Genomic DNA, 17,767 nt, shown 5'->3' on the forward strand with positions numbered 1-17,767 from the left:
CAGGCCGCCGGGCGAGGTGAGCCGGTTCGCCGGGTGAGTCGGTGGCGAAAGACCAACGCCCACCGGCGTCATACCCGTGTGAGTGACACCGTGCGGGGGTAGGTAGCCGAAGTGCGCACCGTGGGGCAAGTACGCAGGAACCCGGCTATTCAGACGCTCGGGCGGATCGGCATGGTCTTCTACGGCGGTGTGCACCTCATCATCGCCTGGTTGGCCATCCAGGTGGTGGTCGGGCAGACGGGGGAGCAGACCGACTCCAAGGGCGCGATCGCCGAGATCGCGGAGACCACCCTGGGGCCGGTGCTGCTGTGGGCGCTGACCATCGGCCTGTTCCTGTTCGCGCTGTGGCAGGTCACCGAGGGGCTCGCCGGGTACACCTACGTCTCCCAGCCCCGCAAGCGGCTGGCCAAGCGGCTCGGGGCGGGCGCGCGGGCCATCACCGCGGCGGGCATCGGCATCGCCGCCCTGGACTTCGCCATGGGCGCGGGGAGCACCGACTCGACCGGCAAGCAGCAGGCCCTCACGGCGAAGGTGCTGGCCATGCCGTTCGGCCAGGTCCTGGTCGGCTTGGTGGCGCTGGGCATCCTGGCGATCGCGGCCGTCATCTTCCACAAGGGTGTCAAGCGGTCCTTCGAGCGCGACCTCGACATGTCCGAACTGCCCGCGGGCACCCGCGACCTGGTCCACCACGTCGGCCGGGCGGGCTGGATCGGCAAGGGACTGGCCTACGGCGTCATCGCCGTGCTGGTCGGACTCGCCGCCATCCACGCCGACCCGGCCCGCTCCGGCGGCATGGACAAGGCACTGCACACCGTCGCGGCCCAGCCCTACGGCGTCATCCTGCTCGCCGTCATCGCCCTCGGCTTGGCGGCCTTCGGCGTCTACTGCTTCGCCGCTGCCAAAGCACACCGCGACTGACCCCGGCCCAACGTGGAGCGCCGGGGCGCGCCCCGACACGACGACAGAGCATGTGGAACGGTGGAGGCATGACCGAGGACCCGCTGGCACACGCACGCACCCTGTTCCCCGAACTGGGCGACGAGCTCTCGGTCGAGTTCGGCGACAACGGCCAGCCGGTGCTGCTGCGCGCCGACGGCAGCGTGGTCGACACCTGGCGGGAGAACTACCCGTTCGACAAGCGGCTGCGCAGGCGCGAGTACGAGCGGGCCAAGCGCACCCTGCACATCGAGATGCTCAAGCTGCAGCGCTGGGTGAAGGACACCGGGCAGCGGGTGGTGATCCTGTTCGAGGGCCGCGACGCCGCGGGCAAGGGCGGCACCATCAAGCGGTTCACCGAGAACCTCAACCCCCGCGGCGCCCGGGTCGTCGCGCTGGGCACGCCCACCGAGCAGGAACGCGGCCAGTGGTACTTCCAGCGCTACGTCAACCAGCTGCCGACCGCCGGTGAGCTCGTCCTGTTCGACCGGTCCTGGTACAACCGGGCCGGGGTCGAGCGGGTCATGGGGTACTGCACAGACGAGCAGTACGAGCTGTTCCTGCGCCAGGCGCCGGTGTTCGAGCGGATGCTGGTCGACGACGGCGTGCACCTGGTGAAGTTCTGGTTCTCGGTGTCGCGCCGCGAGCAGCGCACCCGGTTCATCGTCCGCCAGGTCGACCCGATCCGGCAGTGGAAGCTCAGCCCCAACGACCTGGCCTCCCTGGACCGCTGGGACGACTACACCGCAGCCAAGGTCGCCATGTTCCGCGCCACCGACACCCCGCACGCGCCGTGGACGGTGGTCAAGAGCAACGACAAGCGCCGCGCCCGGCTCGAGGCCATGCGCGGCGTGCTGGCCGGACTCGACTACACCGACCGCGACCTCGACGTGGTCGGCAAACCCGACCACCGCATCGTCGGCGCGGCGACCACGCTGCTGGAGGAGGGCGAGGACGACACCGCGCTGAGCCCCACCCAGCTCACCCAGGACGACCACTCCGACCGGCACCCCACCCGCTAGCCGTCTGCGCTGAGGAACACGTGCAGCCGCGCGTCCATCGCCGCACCACGCACGTGCACGACGTAGCGCACCACGTCGCCGATGTACGGCTCGGCGACCACCCGCCGCTCGGTGAAGGTCACTGAGCACGCGGGATCCACCTCGCACCGGACGGTCACCTCGGCGCCGCCCACCCGCGAGGTGCCGTCCACCCGGGATGTCTTGTCCACAGAGGACAGATCGGCCGAGTCGCTCGATATGCTCGCGACGGTACCGGCCCACGCGACCCTCGAGCAGGCCATTTCAGCGCTGCCAAGGCGAACGACCTCAGTGACCGAGTGCTGCCGCCGCGGCTAGGGCGATGGTGGGGTCCTGGTCGCCGCGGCCGCCGCTGACGCCGATGGCGCCGAGGACTTCGTCGCTGTCGGTGAGGGGGACGCCGCCGGGCATCAGGGCGATGTCCGGTTGGGCGGCCAGCGCGGTGAACAGGGTGGTGTTGGCGCTGATCGCGCGGACGAAGTCGGCGGTGGCCGTGCGCAGTGTGAGCGCGGTGTTGGCCTTCGCGCGCGCGATGGCGGTGACGGTCTCGGTCACGCCGTCGTCGCGGACCACGGCCGTCACCGCGCCCGAGGCGTCCAGGACGACGACCGACACCCGGGCGCCCTGGCGTCCCGCCTCGGTCAACGCCGCCCGGACCACGCGCACCGCGTCGTCCCGGGTGATCGTCCGGCTCGTCCGCCCGGTCAAGGTCACGGTTTCTCCTTACGGTTTCAGGACATCGCCACCAGACCTCGCGAATCGCCCATGCGGTGCAAGGCAACTCGTCGATCCGGTGTCCGACAATGCTCTTACCACAAGGGAAACACCGGCCACGGGGGAACAGTTGCACACGATCCGGTACGACTCGAACCGCAACCGCCCGGGGTCCGCCGGTGTTCTCCTTGGTGAAGGACTGCCGCGAATCGGGGGCAGTGTGTGCAAAGCCGACATATCAGGAGTTGGGGCCGGATGCCTGCAGAACTGAGCCGACGCCGCCAGACCTGGCTGCTGGTCGCGCTGCTGGGCGGGATGTTCCTGGGCAGCGTCGACATCGCCATCGTCAACATCGCCGCGCCCTCGATCCGGGACACCCTCGGTGCCTCCGGCAGCGAACTGGAGCTGATCGTCTCCGGGTACACGCTGACCTACGCGATGCTGCTGGTGACCAGCGCCCGGCTCGGCGACATGCGCGGTCACCGGCGGATGTACCTGATCGGGCTGGTGCTGTTCACCGCGTCCTCGGCGCTGTGCGGCCTGGCGCCGTCGGCGTTGACGCTGACCATCGCGCGCGTCCTGCAGGGTGCGGGCGCGGCGTTGCTGACCTCCCAGGTGCTCATCGGCATCCAGTTGCACTTCGACGGCAAGGCGAAGGCCCGCGCGCTGGGCCTCTACACCGCGGTGCTGTCCACCAGCGCCGTCGTCGGCCAGGTGCTCGGCGGCGTGATCGTCTCCGCCGACCTGTGGGGCACTTCGTGGCGGCCCGCGTTCCTGGTGAACGTCCCGGTTGGACTCGCGCTGGTCGCGCTGGTGCTCAAGTTCGTGCCCGCCGACGCGCCCAAGTCGGACAAGAAGCTGGACCTGCCCGGCGTGGCCACGCTGTCGGCGGCCATGCTGCTGCTCGTCGTTCCGCTGGTGATGGGCCGGGACCTGGGCTGGCCCGCGTGGACGTGGGTGAGCCTGGTGCTCAGCGCGGTGCTGGTGGCGGCGTTCGTCGTGGTGGAACGCAGGCAGGTCGCCAGGGGCGGGTACCCGCTGGTCAACCTGGAACTGGTGACCGACCGGCCGATCGCGCTGGCGCTGCTGTCGCAGGCGCTGACCGTCGCCACCTACTTCGCGCTGCTGTTCACCCTCGCGCTGTACCTGCAGCAGGGGCTGGGGTTGAGCGCGCTGGTGTCCGGGCTTTCCCTGGTGGCCTGGGTGGCCGCGTTCGGGATCTCCGGGCCATTGCTGGGCCGCGCGTCCGCGCGCACCAGGCGGTTGGCGGGCCCGGTCGGCCGGGTCGTGCTGGCGGTGGCGTTCGCGGCGGTGGCCGGCGCGCTGGTCGCCGGGTTCGCGGGCAACCAGGTGCTGCTGGTCGTGCTGCTCGGCCTCGGCGGCCTCGGCTACGGCGCGGCCTTCAGCGGGACGCTGACCCACATCACCAGCACCGCGCCCGCCCGCTACGCCGCCGACGTCAGCGGCCTGTTCAACACCACGCTCCAGGTCGGCGGAACGCTCGGTGTGGCCGTCTTCGGCACCATCTACCTCGACCTCGCGCCCGCGCCCGGCCGGGACGCCGGGGTGCACGCGTTCGGCGTGGTCACCGGCCTGCTCGCGGCCACCGTCCTGGCAGCGGCGGTGCTGGCCTACCTGGCGATCCGCCCCGCACTGGCCCAGGAAGCCGGGCAGGCTCGGGACGGGTCGAGCCCTGCGGGCCAGGACGGCGCCGGACTGCCCCGTCAGAGGGTGGGCGGGCCGGGTCAATCGCACAGTGTGGGCGGGCCGGGTCAATCGCACAGTGTGGGCGGGCCGGGTCAATCGCACAGCGCGGGCGAGGTGGGTCAATCGCACAGTGTGGGTGGGCTGGGTCAGTCGCACGGCGCGGGCGGGTCGGGGCAGTCGCGGCAGCGGACGCGGCCGTGAGCGGCCGTCAGCGGTCCGCGGGGTGCCTCAGCGAGGTGATCGCGCCCGTCGGGATGTCCGCCGGGCGGTCGAGGACCGTCTCGTACAGCGCGCGCAGCCGCGGCACCGGTTCCACCCCGAGCGTGTCGACCAGCAGGTCGCGCAGCCCCCGGTACACCGCTTCGGCGTCCTCGGGCCGCCCGCAGCGGTACAGCGCCAGCATGTACTGGGCGTGCAGGTTCTCGTTGGTGGGGTTGGCCCCGGTCAGGTCCGCGAGTTCCGGCAGCAGCCGTTCGTGCAGGCCGAGCCGCAGTTCCGCCTCGACGCGCTGTTCGAGCACCACCTTGCGGCTCTCGGTCAGCGCCACCACCCTGGCCGCGCTCAGCGGGCCGGTCGGCACGTCGACCATCGCGGGGCCGCGCCACAGCGCCAGTGCCTCGGTGAGCAGGTCGGCGGCGCGCCGGTGGTCGCGGGCGGCCGCCGCGGCCCGTCCTGCGGCGGCGAGCCGCTCGAAGCGCACCCAGTCCACCTCGTGCCCGGCGAGCAGGTACGCCGACGCCTGGGTCCTGGGCAGCAGCGCTGCCGGGCACCCGGCCGCGGTGAACGCCCGCCGGATCTGCAGGGTGTAGGTCTGCAGGGTGGACATGGCGCGCTTGGGTGACTCGGTTCCCCACAGTTCCTCGACGCACTCGGTGACCCGCACCATGGTGTCCGAGCGCAGCATCAGCAGTGCCAGCAATTGGCGCACTTTCGGCGCCGTCGGCGCGGTGTTGCGATCGACGGAGCATAAGTACAGTGGTCCGAGTAGTCCCATTCGCACCGCTTTCCCCCTTGGTGGCTCGCGGGTTTCCGACCTTCCCTCCCCAGGTTTCACCGCTGGCCGGATCCGTTCCACTGGAACGGATCCGACAGCGGGTGACGGGCTCAAACGCTACTCGCGGCCCGCCGGTAAGACACCCATTTTCCCTCTCGTGACATTCTTCCTGCCGTTTTCCGCGCCCGGTGGTTTCGGTGCCCGGTGGCCGGGGAACGTCGCTCGTGCGCCTGTTCGCCGACCGTGGACGCGGCATTCGGCGGATACCCGACCCACCCTTTTTGGTGTTCGTCGAACGGGGTTCCCGTGAAGTTCTCCGTGCTCGGTCCGCTCGCCGTCGCCGACGGTCCGCGGCTGGTGACGCCGTCGGCGCCCAAGCAGCGCCAGGTGCTGGCGCTGCTGCTGGTCAACGCCAACCACGTGGTGCCGGTGCGCGACGTGGTGACCGAGCTGTGGGAGTACGACCCGCCGCGCAGCGCGGTCGCCGCGGTGCACAACAACGTCATGCTGCTGCGCAGGGCGTTGCGCGACGACCGGATCGCGACCACCGACCAGGGCTACCTCCTGCGCACCCGCGCGGGAGAGTTGGACCTGGCCGAGTTCGCCGACGCGGTGACCTCGGCGCGGGCGTGGTTGAGCGAGGGCAGGCACGCCGACGCCGGGCGGCGGTTGCGCTCCGCGTTGGCGGTCTGGGGTGGTCCGGCCCTGGTGGACGTCGCGGTCGGACCCCTGTTGCAAGCGGCCGTCGACCGCGCCGAGCGGTTGCGGTTGGAGGCGGTGACCGCGCGGATCTCGGTCGAGCTGGTGCTGGGCCTGCACCGCGAGGTGCTGGGGGAGCTCGCGGGTCTGGTCCACGACCACCCGGCGGACGAGGGGCTGATCCGGCTGCTCATGCTCGCGCTGTACCGCGCGGGCAGGCAGGCCGACGCCATCGCGCTCTACACGGCCCTGCGCGGGCGGCTCTCCGCCGAGCCCGCGCTCGCGGCCGACCACCCGGAGCCCGAGGCCCGCACCGCCGAGCTGTACACCGACATCTTGATCGGGGACCCGCTCCTGGACGTCCCCGCCTTGGCGCGGGTCGGCCCCTGAGGCCCGCCGAGCGGTGAGCCACCGGGGGCGTCCGCCCTCCGGTTGCCCGGGGCCCGCGGGGTCACACAGCGGTGAGGTGCTGGGTGACCTCGGGTGGCAGCTCCTCGAGCGCCGCGGTCTCACCGGAGGCGCGCGCGAGGTAGCCGGGGTCGCAGCCGCGGTAGCCGAGCGCTTTCGCGACCGGGGCGACGGCGCCGTACAGAAGCCGTTGGTACGCCCAGGGTGTGCTGGTGAACCGCAGCACGTCGGCGAACTCCAGCATGGTCACCGACCGCTGCAGCAACCCGGGAACGCCGTGCTCGTCGGCCTTCCCGTCCTCGGCGAGCCCGAAGAGCTGGCGCAGCAGCAGGTTCTCGAACCGCTCGGCCCGGTTGACGAACTCCACCACCGCGAACGTCTCCTCGTCGTCGGTGGCGCTGAAGAACCGGTGCACGGTGTCCGGCGGCACCGCCACGTGCGCCCCCGGTTCGGCGAGGACGACGTCGCTCCCGTCGACGCTCACCCGCAGCCTGCCGCGCACCAGGGTGAACCGCTCCTCGCTGACCGGGTGCCGGTGGTAGTCGGCGGCGAACCCGCCGGGGCCGACGTAGAGGTCCATCAGGTTGCTGACGCCGCCGGTGCGCGCCGCGGGCGTCCGCACGACGATGCGCTGCCTGCACGGCGGGTTGAGGAAGACCTCGCCCTCGGTGACGCTCATCCGTCTCCTCCTCTGCGGTGGGTGCTCACCCCAGCCTCGCCGAACCCGCCCGGCCGGGGCACTCCGTTTGTTGCCGCGCACCGCAGGTCGACAGCGCTCACGCCCCGACCCTGGCCAACTGGCGCGCCACGGCGACGTGGTGGTCGCGGCCGCACAGCTGGAGGGCGCCGGTGGCGTGATCGGTGACCACGAGGTCCCCGGTCGGCATCCAGCCACCGGCCCACGGCTGAGGCTGGTGCAGGTACGGCGATTGCGGGACGTGCGCCTCCAGCACGCCGCGCGACACCCGGAGCCGGACCCCGGGGACCGGCGGGCCCACCGCGGGCGGCGCGTGTTCGCCGGTGGGGTCGGCGGCGAGCAGTCCGGTCTCGGTGGTGCCGTAGGCCTGGCCGATCCGGACGCCGAAGCGGTCGAGGAAGGCCGTGTAGGTGCCCAGCGGCAGCGGTTCTCCGCTGGAGATCGCCAGCCGCAGGTGGGGGAGCGCGCCACGGTGCCGGGTGCCCAGGAGCGCGGCGAAGTGACCCGGGTTGCCCAGCACCACGTGCGCCGTCGCCGCTCCCAGCGGCGGGAACAGCACGGTGGCGCCGACGTCGAGCGCGTGCAGCAGGCCGCCGATCAGGCCGAACGACCGCGACGGCCCCTCCAGGACCGCGACCCGTTCCCCGGCGACCGGCATCCCCGGCAGCGCCCGCATCCGGTCGACCTCGGTGAACAGCGACTCCGACGTCCTGCCGACCACCTTCGGCCGACCCGTGGTGCCGGAGGTGAACTGGACGACGCAGTGGCTGGTGCGCGCGCCGATCCCGTCGGGCAGCGGGCGCACCAGCACCGAGCACTCGTCGACGAAGGCCCCCGGTGGGCCGCCGAAGCTCACCAGGAACCGCGGTCGGCACAGCCGCAGCAGCGCCCGCCGGTCGGCGACCGCCATCCCCGGCGGGAACTGCAGCACCTGCGCGCCGAGCGACCACAGCGCCAGCAGCGACCACAGGTGCGTGAAGCTGGGGCCGCCGTGCAGCGCGACGGTGGCGCCGTCGCCGATGCCGTGGGCGCGCAGCAGCGCGGCCGAGGTCGCGACCTCGGCGCGCAGCTGCCCCATGGTGATCGTGCGGTGCCCCCGCGCCCACACCGCGTGCGGTGGGTTGTGCTCGATCAGCTCGGCGCCCCACCACGACCGCATCGCGCCCTCCCGGTGTCCGTCGCGCCCGTCACTTCTCCACGCAGAACTCGCCGACCGGCCAGCCGACGTGCCGCTTGTCGGTGGCCACGTGGCCGAGCAGCTGGTCGCCCGCCTCGAGCTCGGTCACGTTGAGCACCACGCCGCCGGGGCCGAGCACCCGCACGTGCCAGTCGTCCTGCACGATCAGGTTGACCCGGGAGCCGTCCTCGGCGGTGGCGTCGATGCCCAGCAGCGGCCGGGACTCCAGCTTGATCCGGCCGACCACCACCCGCCTGGTCCTGCCGTCGGCGCCGACCGCGAGCACGGCGTGCCCGGAGGCCAGCTCGCTGAGGTAGTTGGTGCGGTTGTCCTGGCCGACCACGTACGAGTGCAGCGCGCCCGCGTTGATCCGGAACGGCCGGGTCGGCATGTACGGCAGCGGGTGGGTCTCGCTGCAGCACAGCACGAAGCCGTGCGCGTACGAGCCGACCAGCATGCCCTCGTCCTCCTCGAAGTGCGTGCAGGTGTCGACGCACACCCGGTCGCCGAGGCCGAGGTGGGTGATCCGGTCCACCGTCAGCTTGGTCAGCGCCAGGTCGGGGGTCCTCGTCCGCAGCATGTCGACCAGGGCGAACACGTCGTCGGCCGAGCGCGGCGCGAGCAGCACCCCCTCGGAGCCCTTCTCCAGGACGTCGACGATGACGCCCGCCTCGGTCAGGTCGTCCGCCTGGCAGATGAGGTCGCCCCCGGCGGTGTCCGCGGCGGCGATGACGATCTCCAGCGGGATCTTGGTCGGGTCGCGGAAGCGGACGACGGTGTGCCCGGCGCCGCGGGCGGTGTCGCAGGCCAGCCGCAGCGTCCGGTCGTCGACCACGTCCACCAGCGCGGCACCGTCGGCGCCGATGGCGGAGATCTGGTCGGTGTCGGTGACCTGCCGCAGCCGCAGCAGGTCACCGGTGTCGCCGGGGTGCTCGCCGACGAGCACCCGCCGGACGGTGTTGGGCAGCGCGGCCAGGGTGGTCGGGTCGTCGTCGACGATCGCGTCGACCCTGGCGTGCAGTGCGGCGTCGACCACCGCCGCGCGCTGCTCGGCCGCGACGGTGCGCAGGTCGATCCATGCGAGTTTCACAGCACCTCTGCCAATCGGTTGCGGGGATCTGCTTCGGACTGCCGCGGCGGGAACACCCCGCCGTGCACGGCGGCGGCCAGCTCGCGCACGGTGCGCCGCGGGGTCGGGCTGGTGAACACGCGCCTGCCGACGGCGAGCCCGGCGCACCCGGTGGACATGACCGCGGCCGCGAGCCGGGCCGCGTCCTGCTCGCCTGCCCCGCCCGCGACCACGATCGGCAGCGGGCAGCTGGCGACCACGTCGGCCATCCGCTCCGCCGGGCGCGCCATGACCGTCTTCACCAGGTCGGCGCCCAGGTCGGCGGCCACCCCGGCGGCGTGCGCGAGCAGGTCGGGCACGCTCGGGTCGGCCACCCGCGGCCCGCGCGGGTAGACCATGGCCATCAGCGGCATGCCCCAGCGGTCGCACTCGGCGGCGACGGTGCCCAGGTCGGCCAGTTGCGCGGCCTCGGTGTCGGAGCCGATGTTCACGTGCACGCTCACCGCGTCCGCGCCGAGCCGGACCGCCTCGGCCACGTCGCCGACGAGCACCTTGGCGTCGGCGTCGGGCGCCTGGGCGGTGCTCGCGCTCAGGTGCACGACCAGCCCGCACCCGGCGAGCAGGTCGACCGGGATCATCCTGGCCCGCCCCTTGTGCACCACCACCGCGTCCGCCCCGCCCGCGACGATCTCGCCGACCAGCCCGGCGAAGTCGGCCGCGGTGCCGATGGGCCCGTCGGAGACGGAGTGGTCGAGCGGGACGAACAGGAACCGCCCGTCGTTCGGGCGCGACAACCGGGCCAGGCGCAGCGCCTTGCCGGTCAGCGCCGGTGTCGGTGTCAGTGCCGCCATGCGGTGACTCCTCCTGGCTCGTCTTCGGGTGACCGGGTACGCGAGTGGGCGACGTCGGCGGGAGGCTTGCCCCGCAACAGGTCCCGGTGCGTCTCGCGCAGGACCCGTTTGAGCACCTTGCCGGTCACGCCGACCGGGAGGCCCGCTCGGTCCGCCGCGACCACGAGGGCTGCCAGGGGCGCCAGGCCTGCCCGCTCCAGCGCCGTGTTGCAGCGCCGCAACAGCTCGTCCGGGTCGACCGGTGTGCCGTCGTTGAACAGCACCACCGCCACCGGCAGCGAGGCCTGGCCCGCCGGGTCGTCCGCGGCGACCACGGCCGCGTCGAACGCGCCGGTCTCGGTGAGCACGACCTCCTCCACCGGCAGGCTGTGCACCGCGCCCGCGGCCGTCGTGATCACGTCCGGGGTGCGGTCGAGGTGGTAGAAGTTGCCCTCGGCGTCCTGGCTGACCACGTCCCCGGTGAGGAAGTAGCCGTTGAGGGTGGCGCGCTCGGTCAGTTCCGGGTCGTTGTCGTACCCGGGGGTGGCGCTGGGGGTCCGCACGCCGAGCAGGCCCGCCGCGCCGGTGGGTACCTCGCGCCCGGTCGGGTCGAGCGCCGCGGCGGACTCGACCACGGCGACCGGCCTGCCGATCAACCGGCCGTAGTTGTCGCTGTCGGCGGTGTGCGGCACCTTGAACAGCACCATGCCCATCTCCGACGACCCCAGACCGTCCACATAGGTCGACCCGGTCGTCCAGCCGCCGCGCGCCCTCGTGCGGCCGATCCGCACCAGGGGCCGGATGTGCCGCTCGTGCGAGGCGTCCCCCATGCCCATCCAGGTGTGCACCCCCGAGCGGGCCCGCTCGGTCAGCGCCCCGATCGGCAGGTCGGCCAACGTGATCGGGAACCCGAGCACCACGGTGGGCTCGAAGGCGTTCATCGCCTCGGCCACCGCCGCGCCGGACTGGTCGTCGACCAGCAGCGTCGGCAGGCCCAGCATGATCGCCAACGACAGGTAGCTGATGCCGGAGGAGTGGCTCTGCGGTAGGGCGGTGAGCATCCGGTCCGACCGCGCGGACGGGAAGTTCCACAACCGCTCCTTCTTGCCCGCGGCGAACGAGCGGTGCGCGAAGGTGGCGGGCTTGGGGATCCCGGTCGTCCCCGAGGAGTGCGACACCAGGATCACGTCGTCGTCGCGGTTGGCGTACGGGTGACCGGGAGCCTGCCCGGTGTCCACCGCCTCTTGCTCCACTGTGGACAGGCTGTGCGGTCGCGGTCCGCCGCCGTCGGGGTAGGTCGCGGCGATCAACCTGGCGTCGGCGACGAGCAACTCGGTCTCGGCGCGCTGGAAGTAGTCCCGCGCGGTCGCCGCGGCCATGTTCGGGTTGGTCAGCACCGTCGCGCCGCCGAGACTGGTGATGGCGACGTGGTGCAGCAACCCGGCCAGCCCGTCGACGGTGTGGACGCCCACTCGCGTGCCCGGTCGGACACCGTTGGCGCGGTACCAGTTCGCGTACCGCAGCACCCGGTCGCGCAACTCGGCCAGGGAGTGCCCGGTCAGCCCGGTGGACTCGCGCCGGTACAGCAGCGGGCGGTCCAGGTCGGTCGCCACCGCGCAGGTGTGCCAGAAGAAGTTGCCCGCCCCGAGGTCCGCGCGGCGGGCCAACCGCAGCCGGGCGAGCGCCGATCTGTGCGTGCCGAACAGGTGCACGACCCCTCCTCGTCGGTGTCGGGTGGTAGCGGCCTAGTTCTTGCGGCCGACGATGATCCCGTGCATCGGCACCATGTCCGGCGGCATGCTCGCCACGTCCTGGGAGATCGCGGTGGTGACCTCGAACCCGGCCTCCCGCGCCCACGCGGCGTAGGTCGACACCTTCTGCGGCCCGCCCTCGCCCATCGTGCAGCCGAGGAAGTAGGCCGGGAAGAAGTCCACCGAGCTGGTGTCGGCCAGGTGCTCGGGGTGGCTGGGCACCAGCACGCACACCTCACCGCCCGGCTCGAGCGCGGCGTGCACGTTGCGCAGGATCCTGAGCACGTTGTCCTTGTCGAACATGTCCAGGAAGTGCTTGATCAGCACCAGGTCGAAGCCCTCGGGCACGCCGTCGAAGACGTCGCCGCCGATGAACCCGCAGCGCTCGGACTCGCCGTGCGCGGCGAAGGTGGCCAGCGCGGCGGCCTCCTTCTCCGGGAAGTCGAAGCACACCACCGCCGGGTCGGCCTCGGCCTTGTACTTGCGGGTCAGCACCGCGCCGAGCCCGGTGTTGCCCGCCAGGTCCAGGATCCGGGCACCCGGCCGGACCTGCAGGTTCGCGAAGAACCAGCCGTCGATGTAGTCGGTGACCGAGTCCATCATCGCGCTCCACGACGCCCGTAGGTCGTCGTTGGCGGCGGTCGCCGAGTACAGCGTGCCCTCGTGCCCGTAGAGCTCCTTGAGGCCGACGACGGTCCCGGTGCGCACGCTGTCGGTCAGCCAGTACAGCTGCCGCAGGCAGATCACCTTGATCATGTCCATCCAGGGCAGCACCCGGCCCAGATCCGCCGCGCTCGGGTGGGCCAACCCGGCCAGCTCGTAGCGGCCCCGCTCGTCCTGGCTCAGGAACTCGTCCTTGACCGGGAGCAGCAGCAGTTGCTCGATGGCGGCGGGAGCGCCACCGACCCGCTCGGCGATCTCGACCGCGGTGCGCGGCCCCTCGGCGCGCAGCACGTCGACGATGCCGAGCTCGAAGCAGCTGAGCAGGTTCATGAACCGCATCGGGCCGAGCGCGTACTCCTTGAGCTTGGTCAGCACCTTCTCGGTTTCGGTGTTCCAGACAGCTTCGGTGTTCTGGGTGACTCGGGTGTCCTGGTCGGTACGGTGCTGGGTGTCGCGGGTGGTCATCGCTGTTGTCCCTCCTCGGGGGTTGGAGTTGTCGGTTCGGTCCGGCCGGTCGCGACCCTCAGCGCGCGGTCCAGCCATTGGCTCTTGCCCTCCCGCGCGTCGGCCCGGTGGGCCCTGGCGGCGATGACGCCGTCCGGGCGCACCAGCACCGCGCCGTCGTCGTCGTGGCCGCGCAGCCGGGACCAGTCGCCGCCGTGGGCGGGTGGCGTGCTGCCGGGTGGTTCGGCGGGTGGCGTGGGGCTGGGTGGTTGGGGGCCGACCCGGTAGGCGTCGATGCCCGCCGCGGTCGCCGCCTCGACCCAGCCCTGGCCCGCCGCGCCCGCCAGCAGCAGGAACCGGCCGGGCCGCACCAGGTGGTGGGTGTGCACCCGCTCGTCGCCCAGCCGCAGCCAGGCGTGCGGCAGCCGGTGCCCGGGGCGGGCGCTCGGGTGGTGGTCGACGCCCAGCGGGTCGCGCGGCGGGGGAGCGCTGCCGTCGGGCAACACGCACGGCGAGTCCGCGTAGTCGTAGCCGAGTTCCAGGCCCAGGTGCTCGGTGGTGATGCGGTTGGTGGCGAAGTACTCGCCGAGGATCGCGCGCCTGGTCTCGCCGTCCTCCGTGTCGGCGAACAGGGCAGTGAGCTGCGCGCGGTTCCACGCGGGGCTGCCCACCGGGCTCACCCCGGTCCCGGCGGTCATGCTGATCTGGTTGAACGCCGAGTACAGCGCGCGCCGCACCACCCGCTCGGCCACCGGCCGCCGTTCTGCCTCGTAGCTGCGCAGCAGCGCTGGGCCCGCGGTGCCCGCCAGCACCGCGGCCAGCTTCCAGGCCAGGTTGTGCGCGTCCTGCATCCCGGTGTTGAGGCCGAGCGCGCCCGAGGGCGGGTGCCGGTGCGCGGCGTCGCCGACAAGGAACACCCGTCCGACGCGGAACCGGTCCGCGACCGTGCCCTCGACCGGCCACCGGCTGATCGACACGACCTCCATCGGGTGGTCGGCGGGCAGCTTCAGCGTCGAGCGCACCCCGGCGACCACCGCGTCGTCGTCCAGCGCGGCGGCCTCGCCGGGGGAGCGGGTCACCATGAGCGTCCACTCCCGCGACGACCTGCCCCAGCTGTCCGGCCCCATCGGCACCACGCCGCAGTGCTCGAACCGGCCGTCCCCGGTCAGCGCGGAGACCCGGTTGACCACCGCGTCGTCGTGGTCGAGGAACGCGGAGAAGTCGGACCGGACGTGCAGGTTGATCCACTCGGAGAAGGTCGGCGTGCCCGCCATCCGCACCCCGAGCGCCGCGCCGACGGTCTTGCCGCCGTCCGCGCCGATCACGTAGAGCGCGCGCACGGTGTACACGCGGCCGGTGTCGCGGTCCCGGATCCGCGCTGTCACCCATGCCTCGTCCTGGGTGAGGTCGAGCAGCTCGTGGTGGAACCGCACGCCGCCCGGGGTGCGCTCCTCGGCGTGGCGCCGCAGCAGCGGCTCCAGCCACAGCTGGCCCAGGTTGCCGTGCCGGTAGGCCGACGCGGCGGCGTACCGCTCGCGCAGCGCGCCCCCGCCGTAGGCGTCGACCCGGTGCAGCACCTTGCGGTCGAACGGCTCGTCGCCGCCGAGGCTGGTCAGCCACACCATCGCCGAGGACCGCTCCGGCGGGGACCCCGCCGCGTACACCTCGTCGGCCAGGCCGTGCTTGGCCAGCACCTCCATGGTCCGCGCGTTGAGGATGTGCGCCTTGGGGTGCCGCGAGGTCGACGGGTGCCGCTCCACCAGCAGCGACTCGACCCCCAGGTCGGCGAGCACGACGGAGGCGAGCAGACCGGAGCCGCCGCCACCGACGATCAACACGGGAACGGTTTCGTCGACCGACATGGAATCGACCTCCGCGGAGTCGGGTCGCTGATGGCTATCACGTTATCGGCGCGACCTGCCGGGGCCGCTCTGAATGTTGCTCGGCTATTCCCCGTGCCCGACCGCGCGGGCGAGAACGGCGTGCGGATCGGCGGGTTCGCGATTACCGCGCCACGCGACGTGCTGGTCCGGTCGGATCAGCACGAGGTCGCGGCAGTACGCGTCCCGCACGTGCGGGTCGGGCACCTCCACCACCTCCAGCGGCACGCCGAGCGCGGTAGCCGCGGCGCGCAGACCCGCGCCCGTGTGTGGCGTGGAACCCAGTAGCAGCAAGGTGAAACCTGGTCCGAAGTGGTCGAATAGCGAGTCTCCCGGCCCGTGGCCCGCGCGCAACCACGCGTGCGGCGCACGTCCACCTGGGACACTCGACGGGGTGTAGTCGACGGCGGAGTCCGGCGGTGGGGTGCCGTCCTCGGCGACGATCGGGGAACCGTCGTAGCGGGCGCCGAGCTGGACACCGATGGACGCGAACTGCTCACCGAAATCCGCGAGCTGATGCCCGATCCTGGCGCGTTCCCGGCGGCCCGACTCGGTGTCCAGTTCCATTTCCGTACAAGGCCGGACATCGGCCAGGTTCTTGTTGAGCGCCCGCGCCGCGGCCGTGTTGCGCACCGCGATCGGGACCCGTTCGGCGGCGTAGCTGTCCACCAGCCCGGGCCCGGCCCACCCCGCGACGGCCGCGGCCAGCTTCCAGGCCAGGTTCGCCGCGTCGTCGACGCCGGTGTTCATCCCGAACCCGCCGGTCGGGGTGAACAGGTGCGCGGCGTCGCCTGCCAGCAGCACCCTGCGGTCGCTGAACCGCTCCGCCACCAGCGCCTGGCCCGGCGTCCACTCCCGGGTACCCAGGACATCGACGCGCACCGGCGCGCCCGCCGCCCGCCGCACCAGCCCGGGGACGCCGTCGCGGTCGGTGGAGCTGGTGAGCAGGAAGAACTCGGCCGCGCCGTCGAGCGAGATCAGGTTGGTGACGACCTCGTGGTTGAGCGACCAGTGGCTCCACCCGGCGCCCGCGCGGGCGAACACCGCGGCCAACCCCGGCACCCGCAGGTGCGCCGCCACCGCCCGGCGCCCGAGGATCGCCTGGTCCACCGCCCCGCTGCCCCGGTAGCGCACGCCCAGCGCGGCCCGCACCACGCCCTGCCCGCCGTCGCAGCCGACCACGTACGCCGAGCGCAGGTCCCCGCCGTCGGTGTGCGTGGTGACGCCGTCCGCGTCCTGCGCCAGCCCGGTCGCCCGGTGGCCGAACCGCAGGGTGATCCCCGGCCGGGCGCCCGCCGCGGCGAACAGCAGCCGCTCGACGTAGCGCTGGTTGGCCCGGTGCAGCGGCTCCGGCACCTGGTCGGTGGCGGGCGCGTCCCGCACGGCGGCGCGCTTGTCCAGCGCCGAGGGCATCCGCAGCCGCGCGAGCTCGAACCCGGTGTAGCGGGTGTGGTAGACGACGTCAGTCGGGTGGTCGGCGGGCAGGCCGAGCCGCCGGACCGCCTCCGCCAGGCCCAGCCGCCGGTAGTGCTCCATCGTCCGCGCCCCGTGGGTGCTGCCCCGCGGTGTCGTGGTGGGCCCGTCGCCGTCGTTGACGACCGTGCACGCCACGCCGTGGTGGTCGAGCAGCAGCGCCAGCACCAGCCCGACCGGGCCGCCACCGACCACCACGACCGGGGTGCGCGTCGGCGCCGCCATCACACCGGCCGGGCCACGAGCAGGCTGGTCTCCAGCGCCAGGTCCCGCACCGACTCCAGCCGCAGGCCTGCCGCGGCCAGCAGCGACCGGTAGCCCGCCATGGTGCGCTCCCTGCCGCCCGCCATGACCATCAGGTGCAGGTCGAACAGCAGCGGGAGCAGCCTCGCGCCGTCCTCGTCGACGACCCGCTCCACCACCAGCAGCCGCGCCGACTCCGCGCGCATCGCCCGCCGGACCGTGGTGAGCAGGTCGACGCACCGGCGGTCGTCCCAGTCCTGCAGGATCCGCGACAGCACGTAGGTGTCCGCGCCGGTGGGCACCGACTCGAAGAAGTCGCCGGACACCACGTCGAACCGGTCCCCGGCGACGGTGGTGGTGAGGTGCTCCTTGGCGACCTGGACCATGTGCTCGCGGTCGAACAGCACGCCGTGCGCCCCCTGGTGCGCCAGCAGGATGCTGGAGAGTAGCATGCCGCTGCCGCCCGCGACGTCGACGACCGTGCCGGTGCCGAAGTCGTGCCCGTTGGCCACCTCGGCGAAGAACGAGCCGCCCGCGTTCATCGCGCGCAGGAACCGGGGCCCGGCGTCGGGCTCGTCGGCCAGGTACTGGTGCAGCGTGCGGCCGAACGCGTCCTCGAACCCGGACCGCCCGGTGCGCAGCGCGGGCACGGTCGCCCCCCACGCCTCGTGGAACTCCTCGCCGTAGAGCAGGCACATGTCCCGCATGGAGCCGGGGACACCGTCGCGCAGCAGGTCCGACACCGGGGTCAGGGTGTAGCCGGTGGTGTCGTCCCCGCCGAACACGCCGATGGCGGTCAGCAGCCGCATCAGCCGGACGACGGCGTCCGGTCCGACCTCGGCGGCGGCGGCCAGGCGCTCGCCGGTGCCGCACCCGGCGGCGATGTGGTCGGGCAGGCGCAGTTTCACCGCCGCGTAGAGGGCCTGCGTGCGCCAGGTCCCGGTGATGACGTCGACTACGGCGCGCGCTGGGTCCACTGTGGTCATGGCGTGTCCTCCCGATCCGTGCGCCTGTCTCCGATGTGGACAGTGCGACGGCGTAG

General features: G+C 72.8%; 16 protein-coding genes. 4 read left to right on the forward strand and 12 right to left on the reverse strand.

What is annotated here, in order from left to right; translation table 11 throughout:
- Positions 1-111: 111 nt before the first annotated feature.
- Entirely contained in the window at positions 112-918 is an 807-nt protein-coding gene (locus LV79_RS32840; RefSeq protein ID WP_253842213.1) for a DUF1206 domain-containing protein, read from the forward strand.
- 68 nt (positions 919-986) lie between these two features.
- Positions 987-1,958 (forward strand): polyphosphate kinase 2, encoded by a 972-nt coding sequence (gene ppk2, locus LV79_RS32845; protein ID WP_253842214.1) that lies wholly within the window; start codon positions 987-989, stop codon positions 1,956-1,958.
- Here the strand turns inward: ppk2 and LV79_RS32850 are convergent.
- On the reverse strand, positions 1,955-2,167 hold the full coding sequence (locus LV79_RS32850; RefSeq protein WP_253842215.1) for a hypothetical protein: 213 nt from the start codon (positions 2,165-2,167) through the stop codon (positions 1,955-1,957). The two genes, ppk2 and LV79_RS32850, sit on opposite strands and share 4 nt — an antisense overlap.
- A gap of 97 nt (positions 2,168-2,264) precedes the next feature.
- Positions 2,265-2,690, reverse strand: coding sequence for a GlcG/HbpS family heme-binding protein (locus LV79_RS32855; RefSeq protein WP_253842216.1), 426 nt, complete (start codon positions 2,688-2,690; stop codon positions 2,265-2,267).
- Between the two features lie 255 nt (positions 2,691-2,945).
- On the opposite strand from LV79_RS32855, the gene LV79_RS32860 reads away from it, so the two are divergent.
- Positions 2,946-4,598, forward strand: coding sequence for an MFS transporter (locus LV79_RS32860; RefSeq protein ID WP_253842217.1), 1,653 nt, complete (start codon positions 2,946-2,948; stop codon positions 4,596-4,598).
- 7 nt (positions 4,599-4,605) lie between these two features.
- Here the strand turns inward: LV79_RS32860 and LV79_RS32865 are convergent, their stop codons facing one another.
- On the reverse strand, positions 4,606-5,316 hold the full coding sequence (locus LV79_RS32865; protein ID WP_253842218.1) for an AfsR/SARP family transcriptional regulator: 711 nt from the start codon (positions 5,314-5,316) through the stop codon (positions 4,606-4,608).
- Positions 5,317-5,697: 381 nt separating this feature from the next.
- Here LV79_RS32865 and LV79_RS32870 point away from each other — a divergent pair, with 381 nt between their 5' ends.
- A complete protein-coding gene (locus tag LV79_RS32870) occupies positions 5,698-6,480 on the forward strand; it encodes an AfsR/SARP family transcriptional regulator (protein WP_253842219.1) in 783 nt (260 codons plus the stop codon).
- A gap of 61 nt (positions 6,481-6,541) precedes the next feature.
- Here the strand turns inward: LV79_RS32870 and LV79_RS32875 are convergent, their stop codons facing one another.
- The 9 genes from LV79_RS32875 to LV79_RS32915 all read right to left on the reverse strand — a co-directional run bounded on the left by LV79_RS32875 (position 6,542) and on the right by LV79_RS32915 (position 17,711).
- Positions 6,542-7,177 (reverse strand): cupin domain-containing protein, encoded by a 636-nt coding sequence (locus LV79_RS32875; protein WP_253842220.1) that lies wholly within the window; start codon positions 7,175-7,177, stop codon positions 6,542-6,544.
- A gap of 97 nt (positions 7,178-7,274) precedes the next feature.
- Positions 7,275-8,354, reverse strand: a complete 1,080-nt coding sequence (locus LV79_RS32880; RefSeq protein ID WP_253842221.1) for an AMP-binding protein — start codon at positions 8,352-8,354, stop codon at positions 7,275-7,277.
- Between the two features lie 28 nt (positions 8,355-8,382).
- Positions 8,383-9,462 (reverse strand): 3-dehydroquinate synthase II family protein, encoded by a 1,080-nt coding sequence (locus tag LV79_RS32885; protein ID WP_253842222.1) that lies wholly within the window; start codon positions 9,460-9,462, stop codon positions 8,383-8,385.
- Positions 9,459-10,292: a 2-amino-3,7-dideoxy-D-threo-hept-6-ulosonate synthase gene (locus tag LV79_RS32890; protein ID WP_253842223.1), complete on the reverse strand. Its 834-nt coding sequence runs from the start codon at positions 10,290-10,292 to the stop codon at positions 9,459-9,461. The genes LV79_RS32885 and LV79_RS32890 overlap by 4 nt, the downstream gene beginning before the upstream one ends.
- Positions 10,280-11,983 carry a class I adenylate-forming enzyme family protein gene (locus LV79_RS32895; protein ID WP_253842224.1) on the reverse strand — a complete coding sequence of 568 codons (1,704 nt, stop codon included), beginning with the start codon at positions 11,981-11,983 and terminating at the stop codon, positions 10,280-10,282. The genes LV79_RS32890 and LV79_RS32895 overlap by 13 nt, the downstream gene beginning before the upstream one ends.
- 33 nt (positions 11,984-12,016) lie before the next feature.
- Positions 12,017-13,150 carry a methyltransferase gene (locus LV79_RS32900; RefSeq protein ID WP_253842225.1) on the reverse strand — a complete coding sequence of 378 codons (1,134 nt, stop codon included), beginning with the start codon at positions 13,148-13,150 and terminating at the stop codon, positions 12,017-12,019.
- Positions 13,147-14,991, reverse strand: a complete 1,845-nt coding sequence (locus LV79_RS32905; RefSeq protein ID WP_253842226.1) for an FAD-dependent monooxygenase — start codon at positions 14,989-14,991, stop codon at positions 13,147-13,149. Before LV79_RS32905 ends, LV79_RS32900 begins: the two co-directional genes overlap by 4 nt.
- 84 nt (positions 14,992-15,075) lie before the next feature.
- Positions 15,076-16,707, reverse strand: a complete 1,632-nt coding sequence (locus tag LV79_RS32910) for an FAD-dependent monooxygenase (protein WP_253842227.1) — start codon at positions 16,705-16,707, stop codon at positions 15,076-15,078.
- Positions 16,707-17,711 (reverse strand): methyltransferase, encoded by a 1,005-nt coding sequence (locus tag LV79_RS32915; RefSeq protein WP_253842228.1) that lies wholly within the window; start codon positions 17,709-17,711, stop codon positions 16,707-16,709. The genes LV79_RS32910 and LV79_RS32915 overlap by 1 nt, the downstream gene beginning before the upstream one ends.
- Positions 17,712-17,767 lie beyond the last annotated feature (56 nt).

Origin of the sequence: Actinokineospora globicatena (assembly GCF_024171945.1) — a bacterium.
Taxonomy (GTDB): domain Bacteria; phylum Actinomycetota; class Actinomycetes; order Mycobacteriales; family Pseudonocardiaceae; genus Actinokineospora; species Actinokineospora globicatena.

Coding starts and splice junctions, on each gene's coding strand:
- ppk2 (WP_253842214.1), top strand. CDS start 987: ATGACCGAGGACCCGCTGGCACACGCACGCACCCTGTTCCCCGAACTG.
- LV79_RS32860 (WP_253842217.1), top strand. CDS start 2,946: ATGCCTGCAGAACTGAGCCGACGCCGCCAGACCTGGCTGCTGGTCGCG.
- LV79_RS32875 (WP_253842220.1), bottom strand. CDS start 7,177: ATGAGCGTCACCGAGGGCGAGGTCTTCCTCAACCCGCCGTGCAGGCAG.
- LV79_RS32880 (WP_253842221.1), bottom strand. CDS start 8,354: ATGCGGTCGTGGTGGGGCGCCGAGCTGATCGAGCACAACCCACCGCAC.
- LV79_RS32890 (WP_253842223.1), bottom strand. CDS start 10,292: ATGGCGGCACTGACACCGACACCGGCGCTGACCGGCAAGGCGCTGCGC.
- LV79_RS32900 (WP_253842225.1), bottom strand. CDS start 13,150: ATGACCACCCGCGACACCCAGCACCGTACCGACCAGGACACCCGAGTC.
- LV79_RS32905 (WP_253842226.1), bottom strand. CDS start 14,991: ATGTCGGTCGACGAAACCGTTCCCGTGTTGATCGTCGGTGGCGGCGGC.
- LV79_RS32910 (WP_253842227.1), bottom strand. CDS start 16,707: ATGGCGGCGCCGACGCGCACCCCGGTCGTGGTGGTCGGTGGCGGCCCG.
- LV79_RS32915 (WP_253842228.1), bottom strand. CDS start 17,711: ATGACCACAGTGGACCCAGCGCGCGCCGTAGTCGACGTCATCACCGGG.